Source organism: Streptomyces sp. NBC_01317 (assembly GCF_035961655.1).
In the GTDB taxonomy this organism is placed as follows: Bacteria; Actinomycetota; Actinomycetes; order Streptomycetales; family Streptomycetaceae; genus Streptomyces.
In genome coordinates this window covers 1673471-1687453 of sequence record NZ_CP108393.1, presented here as the reverse complement: position 1 = coordinate 1687453, position 13983 = coordinate 1673471, and the positions used below count along the sequence as shown (strand labels likewise).

Below are 13983 nucleotides of genomic sequence, written 5' to 3'. Positions count from 1 at the left end.
CTCGCATCCGCGCAGGCCACCTTGACGAACGGAAAGCCCGTCAGCACGATGACGGAGGCTGCCGGGGCACCCCCCACCGCACTCCCGAGCCGCCCGAAGGAGTCAGATCCGTGACAACGGCGACCGCGACCGCGACGGCGCGGTCCGGCAAGAAGACCGGCAAGAAGACGGGCAAGAAGACCGGAAAGAAGAGACCCGCGCCCGGAGCCGACCACGGAGCCTGGTTCCTGGTCCTGCCCGCGCTGATCCCGATCCTGGTGCTGAGCGTCGGACCGCTCCTGTACGGGATCGCGCTCGCCTTCACCGACGCGCAGTCCGGCCGTACCGAACCCACCGAGTGGATCGGGACGCTGAACTTCCAGGACCTCCTGCACGACACCCTGTTCTGGGACTCGTTCCGGATCGGGCTGTTATGGGCGGTCGGCGTCACCGTGCCGCAGTTCGCGCTCGCCCTGGGCCTGGCCCTGCTGCTCAACCAGAACCTCCGCTTCCGCTGGCTGGCCCGCGCCCTCGCGATCATCCCGTGGGCCATGCCCGAAGTGGTCGTCGGCATCATGTGGCGGCTCGTCTACAACGCCGACGCGGGCATCCTCAACGAGACCCTCCGCGACACCGGCCTGGGCGACGGCCGGGACTGGCTGACGGGCCTCGCCACCGCCCTGCCCGCCGTGATCGTCGTCGGGATCTGGGCCGGGATGCCCCAGACCACCGTCGCGCTGCTCGCCGGACTCCAGAACACCCCGCACGAACTGCACGAGGCCGCCGCGCTCGACGGCGCGGGCGCGTGGCGCCGGTTCCGTACCGTCACCTGGCCCGCCCTGCGCCCGGTGGCTTTGGCCATCACTGCCCTCAACTTCATCTGGAATTTCAATTCTTTCGCCCTGGTGTACGTGCTCACCAGCGGCGGACCCGGCGGCCGCACCCGGCTGCCGATGCTCTTCGCGTACGAGGAGGCCTTCCGCTACGGCCAGTTCGGCTACGCCGCCGCCATGGGCTGCGTCATGGTCGCCGTGATCTCGGTGATCCTCGCGCTCCATCTGGTCGGCCGGCTCCGGGAAGGGGAGAACGGATGAACGTCCGCACCCGTGGGCCCGCGCGCGCCGGGCAGTACGCCGCGCTCCTCTGCTATCTCGTCTTCCTCGCCTTCCCCTTCCTCTGGCTGATCTCCACCGCGTTCAAACCGGCCCAGGAGCTGGCGAGCCTCCACCCCACCTGGATCCCCGAGCACCCGACCCTCGACAACTTCCGCCAGGCCTTCGACGAACAGCCGCTCGTCCGGGCCGCCGGCAACAGCCTCGTCGCCGCGCTGTCCGCCGCTGTGATCGCCGTGGTGGTCGCGACCCCCATGGCGTACGTGATGGCCCGCACACGCGGCAGACTCGCGGCGGCGGCGACGGGCTGGGTGGTCGTCAGCCAGGCGTTCCCGTTCGTCCTGCTGATCATCCCGCTGTTCCTGGTCCTCAAGAACCTTCACCTGATCAACTCCGTGCCCGGCCTGGTCATGGTGTACGTCGTGTGGTCGCTGCCGTTCGCCCTCTGGATGCTGGTCGGGTACGTCAGGGCCGTACCGGTCGAGCTGGAGGAAGCCGCGTCCGTGGACGGCGCGGGCCGTCTCCGTACGCTCGTCTCGGTCACCGCGCCCCTGTTGGTGCCCGGCATCGTCGCCACGGCGCTGTTCGCCTTCATCACCGCGTGGAACGAGTTCTTCTTCGCGCTCGTGCTGCTCAAGTCCCCGGAGAAACAGACCCTTCCGGTGGTCCTCACCCACTTCCTGGGCGCGGAAGGGGTCGCCGACCTCGGGCCGCTCGCCGCCGCCGCGTTCCTCGCGACCCTCCCCTCGCTCGTCATCTTCGCCGTCATCCAGCGGCGGATCACGGGCGGGATGCTCGCCGGGGCGGTGAAGAGCTGATGCCGATGCTGATGCTGATGCGCAGAGCCGCCGTCGCCGTCGTGGTCCTGACGCTGCTCCTCACCGGCTGTTCCGGCGGGGGCGGCTCCCGCGACGGCCGGATCACCCTGCGCTTCCAGTCCCTGGCCTGGCAGGACGAATCGGTCCAGGTCAACAAGGAGCTGGTGGCGGAGTGGAACGCCGCCCACCCGGACATCCGCGTCGAGTACGTGCAGGGCAGCTGGGACAGCGTCCACGACCAACTGCTCACCTCCTTCGAGGGCGGGGAGGCGCCGGACATCATCCATGACGCCTCGGACGACCTCGCCGACTTCGCGTACGGCGGCTATCTCGCCGATCTGGGAGGGCTGCTGCCCGTGCGGCTGCGGGAGGACATCCCCGGGAGCAGCTGGGACACGACGACGTTCGGGGACGGGGTGTACGGCGTGCCGTTCCTCCAGGAGCCACGGGTCCTGATCGCCGACAAGAAGGTCCTCGACGCGTCCGGGGTGCGGGTGCCGACGCCGGACGAGCCGTGGACCTGGCCCGAGTTCCGGCGGATCAGCAAGGAGCTAACCGCGCGGATGGGCCCGGGGAAGTACGCCGTGGCGTGGCCGCTCAAGGACCCGGTGTCCGCGACGCTCAACCTGGGGCTGTCCACCGGGGGCCGGCTCTTCCACCGGGGCGCGGACGGGAAGGTGACGGTCCGTTTCACCGATGGCGACGCGGTGGTCCCCGAGACCGTCCGCGCCCAGGTGAACACCGACGGGAGCGCGTCGGGGGCCACGCTCGGGATGGGCGGGTCCGACACCCTGCCGGGGCTGTTCGGCGGTGTCTACGCGATGGTGCCGCTGGGGTTCTCGTACCGTCAGCAGATCATGCAGCAGGCGCCCGAGGGCTTCGAGTGGACGGTGCTGCCCGCCCCTGCGGGGGACAGCGAGGGTCTGGTCCAAGGCGTGAGCCCGCAGACGCTCTCGGTGGCCGAGGACAGCCCGTACAAGAGGGAAGCGGTGCGGTTCATCGACTTCCTGCTCCAGCCGTCGAACATGGTGCGGCTGGCGAAGGGCGACTGGATGCTGCCGACGGGGACCCGCGCGCTCGCGGACCCCTCGCTGCACACCGCGAAGGACGGCTGGGCGACGGGAGCAGCGCTGGCGCGCGATCTGCGGTCCGCCCCGGCCCAGTCGGTGCGCGGGTATCCGGAGTGGAAGGACAAGGTGGCGACGCCGGCGCTCCAGGAGTACTACAGCGGGGCGATCGACCGGGAGGAGCTGGAGAAGCGGCTGGTCGAGGACGGGAATCTGGTGCTGGCGCGCTATCAGAGGTGAGGCGGGGCAAGCTTATTCGAGTTGTACGAGACGTCTCGTCTCGCTTAGGGTCCGGGTCATGACCTCACCGAAGCCCGCCCATGTCGCCATGTTCTCCATCGCCGCCCACGGGCACGTGAACCCGAGTCTGGAGGTGATCCGCGAACTGGTCGCCCGGGGGCACCGGGTCAGTTACGCGATCCCCGCCGTCTTCGCCGGCAAGGTCGCCGCGACCGGTGCCCGGCCGGTGATCTACACGTCCCTCCTGCCCCCGCCGGACGCGGACCCCGAGGACTGGGGAACGGAACTGATCGACCACGTCGAGCCGTTCCTGGACGACGCGATCCAGGCGCTGCCGCAGCTGGCCGAGGCGTTCGAGGACGACCGCCCCGACCTCGTCCTGAGCGACATCACGTCCTATCCGGCGCCGGTCCTCGCGCACCGCTGGGGTGTGCCGTACGTCCAGCTCTCGCCGAACATGGTCGCCTGGGAGGGGTACGAGGAGGTCGCCGCGCCGATGACCGCCGAGCTGGAGTCGACGGAGCGGGGGCGGGCGTACCTGGCGCGGTTCACGGCATGGCTCGACGCACACCACATGGACCACACCGACCGGGACCGGCTGGTCGCCCGGCCGGGCCGGTCCCTCGTCCTCATCCCCCGGGTGCTCCAGCCGTACGCGGACCAGGTGGACGCGTCCGTCTTCACCTTTGTCGGCGCCTGCCAGGGGGACAGGGCGGAACAGGGGGAGTGGCGGCGGCCCGAGGGGGCCGGGAAGGTGCTTCTGGTGTCGCTGGGCTCGGCGTTCACCAAGCAGCCGGCGTTCTACCGGGCGTGCGTGGAGGCGTTCGGGGGGCTGCCGGGGTGGCATGTCGTCCTCCAGATCGGCGCGTTCGTGGACGAGGCCGAGCTGGGTGACGTACCCGCCAACGTCGAGGTGCACCGCTGGGTTCCGCAGCTGTCCGTCCTGCGGCAGGCCGACGCGTTTGTGACGCACGCGGGTGCGGGCGGCAGCCAGGAGGGGCTGGCGACGGGCACCCCGATGGTCGCGGTCCCGCAGGCGGTGGACCAGTTCGGCAACGCCGACACGCTGGTCTCCCTGGGGGTGGCCCGGCGCCTCGACACGGCGGACGTGACGCCGGGGGCGCTGCGGGAGGCGGTCCTCGCCCTCGCCTCGGACCCGGAAGTGGCGCGCAGGCTGCGGGAGATCGCGGCGGAGATGACGGCGGAGGGCGGCACGCGGCGCGCCGCCGACCTGATCGAGGACATGCTGCCGCCGGACGGGCCCGAAGGCGCGCCCGGCGGCGGGGACGTGTGACAGCGGCGGGAAGGGGTGACGCGTGTGCGGTACGGCCGGGACCTGGACGCCTCCTGGTCCGCGCCCCGGCCGTGCGACCGGTCCGTCAGGTCCGGGTCGGGACCCGTGTGTCCGTCTGGTCCCGCGCCGGGCCCTCCGGCGCCGCGCTCTCGTCGTGCGTCAGGTCGGGGAGCCAGGACAGCCACCGGGGGAAGTACCAGTTCCGGTCGTCCAGCAGCGCCATCACCGCCGGGAGCAGCACCCCCCGGATGATCGTCGCGTCGATCAGGACCGCCGCCGCCAGGCCCACGCCCATCTGCTTCATGGACTGCATCGACAGCGTGCCGAAGATCGCGAAGACCGCCACCATGATGACCGCCGCGCTGGTCACCACCCCCGCCGTCGTCACCACGCCGTGCGTGATGGCGTCCCGGGTCGTACGGCCCTGCATGCGGGCCTCACGGATCCGGGAGACCACGAAGACGTGGTAGTCCATCGAGAGCCCGAACAGGATCACGAACAGGAACAGCGGCAGCCACGAGATGATCGCGCCGACCCCCTCCGCCCCCACCAGCGAGGCCCCCCAGCCGTGCTGGAAGACGATCGTCAGAATTCCGTACGCGGCCCCCACCGACAGCAGGTTGAGCACGATCGACGTCACCGCGATCGTCAGCGACCGGAAGCAGAGCAGCATCAGCAGGAACGCGAAGACCACCACGAAGGCGAACACCGGGGTGACCGCCCCCACGATCTGGTCGTTGAAGTCCTTCGAGCCCGCGACCTGGCCGGTCACCGGCGCCGAGACGCCGGACACCTTGCCGAACGTGTCGGGGCGGACCGTGTCCCGCAGCAGCGCCAGGCTCTTCTCCGCCCGGTCCTGGTCGGACCCGCCGACCAGCGGAACGGTGATGATCGCGACGTTCTCCGCGTCGTGGGTCACCACCTCCACGGGCCCCCGGGACGCGCCCGAACTCACCGCCTGGGAACGGAAGTCCGCGATGGCCCTGCGGACCGGCCCCGCGTTGATGTCGGTGGCCTCGACCACCACCTCCGCAGGCTCGGCGCCGCCGGGGAACGCCTCGTTGACCAGCTCGTACGTACGGACGATGGGCAACCGGTCGCCGAACTCCTGGTCCAGCGTGAGGTTCTGGGTGTTCATGCCCACGGCGGGCAGCGCGATCGCCGCGAGCGCGCCGGCCGCGATCACCAGCGAGACCTTCGGCCTGCGCAGCACCCGCTCCAGGACCGCCCGCCAGAAGCGGCTCTCGCCGCCGGAGCGACCGGAGCGACCGGAGCCACCGGAGCCGCCGGAGCCGCCGGAGCCACCGGAGCCACGCGAGCCACCGGCATGACCGCCCCGCCGCTTCGCCCGGTTCAGGAACGGCACCCTGCCCCGCTCCACCCGGTGCCCGAGCAGCGACAGCAGCGCCGGAAGGACCGTCACCGACCCGACCATCGCGACCGCGACGACCATCAGCGAGGCCAGGCCCATCGCCTGGAACTCCGCGAGACCGGTGAAGAGCATGCCCGCCATGGCGACACACACCGTCACCCCGGACACCACGATCGCGCGCCCGCTCGTCGCCGCCGCGATCCGCAGCGCCGTCTCCGGGTCGCGCCCCGCCTCCCGCTCCTCCCGCTCGCGCCGCAGGTAGAACAGGCAGTAGTCGACCCCGACCGCCAGCCCCACCAGCAGCATCACCGAGTCCGCGGTGTCGCTCATCGGCTGGTAGTGACTGACGATCGCCATCAGCCCGGTGGTCGCCAGAATCGCCGTCAGGGCCAGCGCCACCGGCAGCAGCGCCGCGACCAGAGCGCCGAACGCGATCAGCAGGATGCCCAGTGCCACCGGCACCGCCGACAACTCCGCCTGCTTGAAGTCGTCCCCGAAGGCGTCGTCGAAGGTCTTGCCCATGCTCGCCCCGCCGATCTCGGCGATCAGCAGGTGGTCCTCGTACTTCTCCTGGACTCCCGCGACCGCCTTGATCACCGGCTCGACCCGCTCGCTCGCCGTGTCCGGGTCCCCGCGGATGTCGAAGCGCACCAGCGCGCTGCGCCCGTCCTTGGATATGGTCCCGGAGTCGTACGGCGAGGTCACCTCGGCCACCCGACCGGTACGGCCCACCGCCTCGACCACCGCGGCGACGGCCTCCCGGAACTCCGGCGCCTTCGAGGTCGTTGACCTGTCAGTGGCCCGGACGAGCACCGACTCGCCCACCGGCTCCTTGAGTCCCGCGTCCTCGATGATCCGCTGCGCCTGCCCGACCTCGCCGGAGAGCTGCTCGCTCTCCTTGACATCCACCCGGCCCGCCGCCGAGCCCAGCCCCATGGCGATCACGACGAACAGCACCCAGATGCCCACCGCCGCCCAGCGGTGGCGTGCGCTCCAACTCCCGGCCCGCGCGGCGATGCCGCGCGGACCCTCCCCTGTTTTCCCCATGACGGGCCAGCCCCTCGTGCGTGAAAGCGGCACAGCGCCGCCGTCCTCCGTGTTTCCACGCTAGGGGCGCGTTCCGGCCGTCTCCTCCTGCTCTCCGGTGAGCGGGGCGAGGGCGGTCTCCTCCCTGCGAACTGGTTCCGTCCCTGACCTGCGCGATACGGGCCCCTTACACCGACCTTCGGCCACCCCTCCCGGACGTGGCGTCGGGCCCCGCCGGGCACGTTGCTCCACCGGGCGCCCCGGCCGCCTCTATCGTGGCCTGATGACCACGACGTACGCGGCTCTCCTGCGCGGAATCAATGTGAGCGGCCACAAGCGCGTCCCCATGACCGACCTGCGTGCCCTGCTCTCAGGGCTCGGCCACGACAACGTGGTCACCCATCTCCAGAGCGGAAACGCCGTCTTCACCAGCGCCTCCGACGACGAGGACGCCGTCGCCCGCGAGCTGGAACAGGCCATCGAGGAACGCTTCGGATTCTCCGTGGGGTGTGTGGTGCGCGACGGCGGATACCTCCGTGCCGTCGCCGACGCCTGCCCGTTCCCCGCGGACACCCTGGAAGGCAAGCAGCTCCATGTCACCTTCTTCTCCGCGCCGGTGGACCCGGAACGCCTCGCGTCCCTGGACCCGGCCGGGTACCTCCCGGAGGAGTTCCGGCTGGGCGACCGGGCGCTCTACCTGTACGCCCCCAACGGGCTCGGCCGTTCCAAGCTCGCGGAGGCCCTCGGCAGACCGGCCCTGTTCAAGGGCGTCACCGCCACCAGCCGCAACTGGAACACCGTCGTCAAGCTGGTGGAGCTGACCCGTGACTGAGCTGACGTCCGCCGTCACCGGCGCCGTCGAGGCCGAACTGCGCTTCCTCGACCCGGCGGTGAACTCGTCCCCCGAACTGCTCGCGGAACTTCTCCACCCCGACTTCAGGGCGTTCGGCTCCTCGGGACGGATCTGGGACCGGGACTCGTTCATCGACGTCCTGCGCACCCGCAGCCCGGTCCGCCCGGTGACCGCCTCCGCGATGCGGGGCACCCAACTCGCCCCCGACCTGGTGCACCTGACCTTCGACACCGACTCCAACGGCCGCCTCGCCCACCGCAGCTCCCTGTGGCGGCTGACCGGCAACACCTGGAAGCTCTACTTCCACCAGGGCACGGTCTTCGGCCACGAGACGGAGGACGACGTCCCGTGGGGCACGCCCGCGCGGTGAGGGCGAGCACGCGCACACGGTGATGGGGAGCCTCGCCTATGCTCGAAGCGCGGGGACCTCTCAGGTCAGTGCGGTTCTGACCTGCGGCAACACCGAACGGAGTCAGGATGCGCCACATCGTCATCGGGTCGGGAGCGGTCGGTGGCAGCATCGGCGGACGGCTCGCCGAGACCGGGCAGGACGTGGTCCTCGTCGCCCGGGGCGCCCACTACGAGGCGCTGCGCACCCACGGTCTGCGGCTCACCACCCCCGACGGCACCCGCGTCCACCAGCTGCCGGTCGTGGAGGGCCCGGAGGCGCTCGTCCTGCGTCCCGACGACGTGCTGCTGCTCTCCGTGAAGACCCAGGACAGTGCGGCGGCCCTGGACGCCTGGTCCGGCCGGCCGGTCGAGGGCGGCGGTACGGCGGGCGAACTCCTGCCCCTGGTCTGCGCGCAGAACGGGGTGGAGAACGAACGGCTCGCCCTGCGGCGCTTCCGCCACGTCTACGGGATGTGCGTCTGGCTGCCCTCGTCGCACGTCGAGCCCGGCGAGGTCGTGGCCCCGTGCGCGCCGTACACCGGCATGCTGCACCTCGGCCGGTACCCCTCGGGCATCGACGCCACCGCCCGCCGGATCTCCGCGAGTCTGGAGAAGGGCACGCTCCTCGCGCCGCTCGTCCCGGACGTGATGCGCTGGAAGTACACCAAGCTCCTCGCCAATCTCTCCAACTCCCTCGGGGCGCTCACCGGGCCGCTCGACACGGAGGAGGCGCGGCTGATCCAGCGGCGCGCGTACGACGAGGGGCGGGCGGTTCTCGCGGCCGCCGGGATCGACTCGGTGAGCCCGGAGAAGGCGGCCGAGGTCCGGAGCGACCACCTCGGCCTCGATCCGGACCTCGCTGCCGGGCGGGACGGGAGTTCGTCCTGGCAGAGCCTGAGCCGGGGGACCGGCTCGATCGAGGCGGACCATCTCAACGGGGAGATCGTCCTGTTGGGGCGGCTGCACTCCGTGCCCACCCCGGTCAACGAGACCCTGGCGCGCGTGGCCAACACCTTCGCCCGCGAACGCCGGCGGCCGGGCTCGATGTCCGTCGCCGAACTGGCCGTACTCATCGAAGTGGCCCAGCAGGACAGGGGGGAAATGGCCCGGGAGACGGGGCCATCCGGTCATTAGTCTTGTCCCTATGACCTCGCCGACGCCCTCGGGGGCGGACCAGGAAACGCGCACCGTCGTCGACTTCTACTTCGATCCGGCCTGTCCCTTCGCCTGGATCACCTCTCGCTGGATGCTGGAGGTCGAGCGGGTGCGGCCCGTCGATCTCCGCTTTCGGGTGATGAGTCTGCGTCTGCACAACTCCGGCAACGAACTCCCGGACTGGTACCGGGATCTGGTCGACCGGTCGGCCGGTCCCGTGCGGGTTGCCGTGGCCGCTGCCGAGCAGCACGGGGAGGCCGTTCTGCGGGATCTGTACACCGCGTTGGGCACTCGGATCCATCAGCGCGAGGAAGCGGACTTCGACGTGGTGATCGGTGAGTCCCTCGCGGAGCTCGGGCTGCCGGCCGGCCTCGCGGGGGCCGCGCACGACCCGTCGTACGACGAGGCCGTGGGGCGCAGTCACGACCGGGGGAAGGATCCCGCCGCCGACGCGTACGTGGGGACGCCGACGATGCACGTCGACGGGGCGGTGTGGTTCGGGCCGGTGCTGAACTCGGCGCCGCGCGGGGAGGCCGCCGGGCAACTCTTCGACAGTGTGCGGGTGCTGGCCGGATATCCGGACTTCTTCGAGCTCAAGCGGACGCGTACGGGCAGTCTTACGCCGTAGTCGCCCCGCCTCAGCCCGCCCCGCCTCAGCCCGCCCGGCCTCAGCTCGTCCGGCCGTGCAGGGCCGGTGCGGGTGACGGTGTCCCGCATGCCTCGTCGTAGCGCGCCAACAGCAGCTTCGCCAGTTCCGGCGCCGGGCCCAGCACCTCCGCCAGGACATCGGCGCCCCCCTCCGCCGCCCCGGCCACGATCCGGTCCGGCAGCCTGCCCGGGGCGATCACGTACGGGGCGACGGCGACGCGGCGGACGCCCTCCGCGCGCAGCGCGCGTACCGCGTCCTCGGTGCGGGGCAGGGACGCCGACGCGAACGCGGGCCGTACCGCGTACCAGCCCGCCCGGCGCTCCCACTCCGTGGCGATCCCGGCGATCACCGCCGCCGCCTCCGGGTCGGAGGAGCCCGCCGAGGCCAGCACCACACCCGTCGACGGCCGGTCGGCGCGCGCCAGCCCCGCCTCGTACAGACGCCGCTCCAGCGCCCCCACGAGCAGCCGTGACGGGCCGAGGACCCCGGCCTGCCGGATCCGCAGACCGGGCAGGCGTTCCGACGCCTCCCGCAGGACGGCCGGGATGTCGGCCTTCGCGTGGAACGCCCGCGTCAGCAGCAGCGGCTGTGCCACCACCTCCACCACGTGCGGTGCGCCCTCCCGAGCCAGCCGGTCCAACACCTCAGGCACGGAAGGCGTGTCGAAGTCCAGGAAGCCCGTCTCCACCCGCAGCCCGGGCCGCAGCGCCCGCACCCGCCCGGCGAGGGCGTGCACGGTCGCCGCGTGCCGGGGGTCACGGCTGCCGTGCGCGACGACGAGCAGGACCGGGGGCACAGAAGGCGGCACGAGCGGCGGACGATGGAGAGGGCGCACGGGAATCAGCTCTTCACGAGGAGACCGCGGTTGCGCAGGACCCACCGCTCCAGCGGACTGAAGATCAGCAGGTCGATCGCGATTCCGACGATCAGGATCAGGAGGATGGCGAGGAACACCATGGGCATACTGCCGACCGTACGGCCGTTCTCCAGCAACTGGCCAAGCCCCACGCCGAGATCGGGCGAGGACGCGATGATCTCCGCGGCCATCAGGGAGCGCCAGGAGAACGCCCAGCCCTGCTTGAGCCCCGCCAAGTACCCGGGCAGCGCCGCCGGCATGATGATGTGCCAGGTGTTCCTGAGCCCGGTCGCGCCCAGGGTACGCCCGGCCCGCAGGAAGAGCGGCGGCACCTGATCGACCCCGGACACCAGCCCGTTGGCGATCGAGGGGACCGCGCCCAGCAGGATCACGGCGTACATCATCGTGTCGTTGAGACCGAGCCAGATCACGGCCGGCGGCACCCACGCCACCGACGGCAGCGACTGGAGCCCCGACAGGATCGGCCCGATCGCCGCCCGTACGAACTTCACCCGGGCGACCAGCAGCCCCAGCGGCGTGCCGATCAGCAGCGCCAGCAGGAAGCCCAGCAGACCGCGCGAGACGCTCGTCCAGATGTAGCCGAGCAGCGTGCCCTCCGACCAGGCGTCGGACAGCTCGTCCCACACCGCGCCCGGCGAGGGCAGCTTGTAGTCGTCGGTGACCTTCGCCCAGATCAGGATCTGCCACACGAACAGCACGAGGAGGACGGCGACGGTGGGCGGCAGCACCTTCTGGACCAGGGTCTGGCGCAGGGGCGTCCGCCCGGTCTGTACGGTGTCCAGCGCGTCGAGCCCGGCCTCCAGACCGGCCATGTCACCCCGTCCGCCGCCGGCCGGGGGCCGCGCGTCCGGGGCGAGGGAGCTGGCAGAGGCGTCGTCGGACCGGCCGACCCCGTCCGCCGCCGCGTTCCCCGGCGCCGGGTCCTTCTGCGGCGTCGTGTCAGTGCTGGCCATGTCGGCGGATCTCCCCACGCAGTTCTTCGGTGATCTCGACGGACAGCTCCGCCACCTCGGCGTCCTCGATCCGGCGCGGCTGCGGGATGTCCACCCGCCACTCGCGGGCGATCCGGCCGGGGCGCGAGGACAGCAGGACGACACGCTCGGCGAGCCGTACCGCCTCCCGTACGTTGTGGGTGACGAAGAGCACCGACAGGTTCGTCTCCCGCCAGATCCGCGTCAGCTCGTCGTGCAGCACGTCGCGGGTGATGGCGTCGAGCGCCGCGAACGGCTCGTCCATCAGCAGCAGTTGGCTGTCCTGGGCCAGCGCGCGCGCCAGCGCGACCCGCTGCCGCATCCCGCCGGACAGCTCGTGCACCCGCTTGCCGTACGCCCCTTCGAGCCGTACGAGCCCGAGCAGCCGCTCCGCCTCGGGCCTGCGGTCCTGCTTGGGCACCCCGCGCAGCCGCAGGGCCAGTTCGATGTTCTTGCCCGCGGTCAGCCACGGGAACAGCGCGTGCTCCTGGAACATCAGGGCCGGGCGCCCGCCCGGCGTCTCGATGGACCCAGCGGTCGGGCGGTCGAGCCCGGCCACCAGGTTGAGCAGTGTGGACTTGCCGCAGCCCGAGGCTCCCAGGAGGGTGACGAACTCACCCGGAGCGACATCGAGCGTGATGTCGTCCAGCACGAGCTGCCGCCCCGCGGGGGTCGCGAAGGTCTTGGAGACGTGCGCGATGCGCGCGGCGTGGTCCACCGACGTGGTGCCGTCGGCGGCCTTGGTGAGCGTCGTTGCCATGGTCGTCACCTCCTGGGAATCCTGAGAGTCCTGAGAATCCTGCGAACAGATCGGTCGCGGCGGTTACTTGACGCCGAGACCGGCGTCGGCGACCTCGGGCTCACCGGCGGCCTTGAGCACCTTGTTCAGCGGGCCCAGGTCGTAGATGCCGGCCAGGTCGGGCTTCTCCAGCAGACCGGCCTTCACCGCGTGGTCGGCCTCGGACTGGAGCGTGGAGGCCAGCGGGTCGTTGGTGACCTTGATGGACTCCCACGCCGGGTCGAGGACCTCGGGCGGCAGCGCCTTGCCCGACAGGGTCTTGAGCGCCTCGTTGGCCGACGCCTTCGCCTGGTCCTCGTTGGCGTTGATCCAGGCGTTCGTCTTCACCGAGCCGCGCAGCACGGCCTCGACGACGTCCGGGTGGGCGGAGAGGAACGTCTGCGACACGATGATGTTCGTGATCACGAACTGCTTGTCCGGCCACAGGTCCGACTCGTTGAGGAGCACCTTCGCGCCCTCGGCGACCAGCTTGGACGCGGTCGGCTCCGGCACCCACGCGCCGTCGATCGAACCGGCCTTGTAGGCGTCCGGGGTGATCTTGTTGTCCGTACGGACGACGGAGACGTCACCCTTGCCGGACTGGGCGTCGACCTTCCAGCCCTTCTCCGAGATCCAGTTGAGGAACGCCACGTCCTGCGTGTTGCCCAGCTGCGGGGTGGCTATCTTCTTGCCCTTGAGGTCGTCCAGGGTCTTGATCTTCTTCGGGTTGACCACCAGCTTGACCCCGCCGGAGGCGGAACCGCCGATGATCCGCAGGCTCTTGCCCTTGGTCTGGACGTAGCCGTTGATCGCGGGGGAGGGGCCGATGAAGCCGATGTCGATGCTGCCCGCGTTGAGCGCCTCGATCTCGGAGGGCCCGGCGTTGAAGGTGGAGGCGGCGACCTTCGTCCCGCCCAGCTCCTTCTGGAACAGACCGTCCTGGATACCCACCAGGGCTGTGGCGTGCGTGAGGTTCGGGAAGTACCCGATCTTCACGGTGTCGGCCGAGAGCTTCTTCGCTCCGGCGGCGGCCGCCGGCTTCTTGTCGTCGTCCTTCTTCGCGTCGGAGCCGTAGCCGCAGGAGGTGACGACAACAGCGAGAAGGGGCACTGCGGCGAGCGTGGTGATACGGCGGCGCGACAGGATGCGCGTGGCAGGCACGGGAGGGGTTCCTCTCGTCGGCCCGGTGCGCACGCCCTACGGGAACGCGGGCGTGACCGGGAGATCGGCAGGTCTTCGACGGTGCGGGTGGGGCGGGCGGTGCGGGAGGTGGGGGGTGCGGGCGCGCAGGCAGTGCGCGTACGTCATCACGCACATCGCGCCACCCCGCCCGTTCCCGCGCCGAGGAGGCCGCTGCCGACGCGGCCGCCCTCCTTCGCGAAGGTCGCGTACATGTCGATGG

12 protein-coding genes and 1 pseudogene are annotated in these 13983 nt (G+C 71.2%); 8 read left to right on the top strand and 5 right to left on the bottom strand.

Translation table 11 applies throughout. The features are described 5' to 3' along the window. Nucleotides 1–110 precede the first annotated feature (110 nt). The 4 genes and pseudogenes from OG349_RS07170 (at nt 111) to mgt (ending at nt 4510) form a co-directional block, all read left to right on the top strand. Nucleotides 111–1073 carry a carbohydrate ABC transporter permease gene (locus tag OG349_RS07170; protein WP_327233800.1) on the top strand — a complete coding sequence of 321 codons (963 nt, stop codon included), beginning with the start codon at nt 111–113 and terminating at the stop codon, nt 1071–1073. Next, a complete protein-coding gene (locus OG349_RS07165) occupies nt 1070–1909 on the top strand; it encodes a carbohydrate ABC transporter permease (protein WP_327233799.1) in 840 nt (279 codons plus the stop codon). The genes OG349_RS07170 and OG349_RS07165 overlap by 4 nt, the downstream gene beginning before the upstream one ends. Nucleotides 1910–1914: 5 nt before the next feature. Further along, complete coding sequence (locus tag OG349_RS07160) at nt 1915–3216, top strand: ABC transporter substrate-binding protein (RefSeq protein ID WP_327238483.1); 1302 nt, start codon at nt 1915–1917, stop codon at nt 3214–3216. A gap of 21 nt (nt 3217–3237) precedes the next feature. After that, a pseudogene (mgt, locus tag OG349_RS07155) lies at nt 3238–4510 on the top strand (macrolide-inactivating glycosyltransferase). A gap of 85 nt (nt 4511–4595) precedes the next feature. Here mgt and OG349_RS07150 read toward each other — a convergent pair. Beyond that, nucleotides 4596–6929, bottom strand: a complete 2334-nt coding sequence (locus OG349_RS07150; protein ID WP_327233797.1) for an MMPL family transporter — start codon at nt 6927–6929, stop codon at nt 4596–4598. A 262-nt stretch (nt 6930–7191) separates the two neighbouring features. On the opposite strand from OG349_RS07150, the gene OG349_RS07145 reads away from it, so the two are divergent. The 4 genes from OG349_RS07145 to OG349_RS07130 all read left to right on the top strand — a co-directional run bounded on the left by OG349_RS07145 (nt 7192) and on the right by OG349_RS07130 (nt 9934). Beyond that, nucleotides 7192–7740, top strand: a complete 549-nt coding sequence (locus tag OG349_RS07145; protein ID WP_327233796.1) for a DUF1697 domain-containing protein — start codon at nt 7192–7194, stop codon at nt 7738–7740. Next, nucleotides 7733–8131 carry a nuclear transport factor 2 family protein gene (locus OG349_RS07140; protein ID WP_327233795.1) on the top strand — a complete coding sequence of 133 codons (399 nt, stop codon included), beginning with the start codon at nt 7733–7735 and terminating at the stop codon, nt 8129–8131. The genes OG349_RS07145 and OG349_RS07140 overlap by 8 nt, the downstream gene beginning before the upstream one ends. 107 nt (nt 8132–8238) lie before the next feature. Further along, nucleotides 8239–9285, top strand: a complete 1047-nt coding sequence (locus OG349_RS07135) for a ketopantoate reductase family protein (protein WP_327233794.1) — start codon at nt 8239–8241, stop codon at nt 9283–9285. Nucleotides 9286–9295: 10 nt separating this feature from the next. Then, nucleotides 9296–9934 (top strand): mycothiol-dependent nitroreductase Rv2466c family protein, encoded by a 639-nt coding sequence (locus OG349_RS07130; protein WP_327233793.1) that lies wholly within the window; start codon nt 9296–9298, stop codon nt 9932–9934. A 40-nt stretch (nt 9935–9974) separates the two neighbouring features. Here OG349_RS07130 and OG349_RS07125 read toward each other — a convergent pair whose 3' ends face one another. The 4 genes from OG349_RS07125 to OG349_RS07110 form a co-directional block, all read right to left on the bottom strand. Next, nucleotides 9975–10763: a sirohydrochlorin chelatase gene (locus OG349_RS07125; RefSeq protein WP_327233792.1), complete on the bottom strand. Its 789-nt coding sequence runs from the start codon at nt 10761–10763 to the stop codon at nt 9975–9977. A 32-nt stretch (nt 10764–10795) separates the two neighbouring features. Further along, the gene (locus tag OG349_RS07120; protein ID WP_442806214.1) at nt 10796–11785 is read right to left on the bottom strand and encodes an ABC transporter permease; all 990 of its coding nucleotides are present in this window, start codon (nt 11783–11785) and stop codon (nt 10796–10798) included. Then, nucleotides 11772–12563: an ABC transporter ATP-binding protein gene (locus OG349_RS07115; RefSeq protein ID WP_327233791.1), complete on the bottom strand. Its 792-nt coding sequence runs from the start codon at nt 12561–12563 to the stop codon at nt 11772–11774. Before OG349_RS07115 ends, OG349_RS07120 begins: the two co-directional genes overlap by 14 nt. A 63-nt stretch (nt 12564–12626) precedes the next feature. Then, nucleotides 12627–13742, bottom strand: a complete 1116-nt coding sequence (locus tag OG349_RS07110; RefSeq protein ID WP_327233790.1) for an aliphatic sulfonate ABC transporter substrate-binding protein — start codon at nt 13740–13742, stop codon at nt 12627–12629. Nucleotides 13743–13983: the final 241 nt, after the last annotated feature.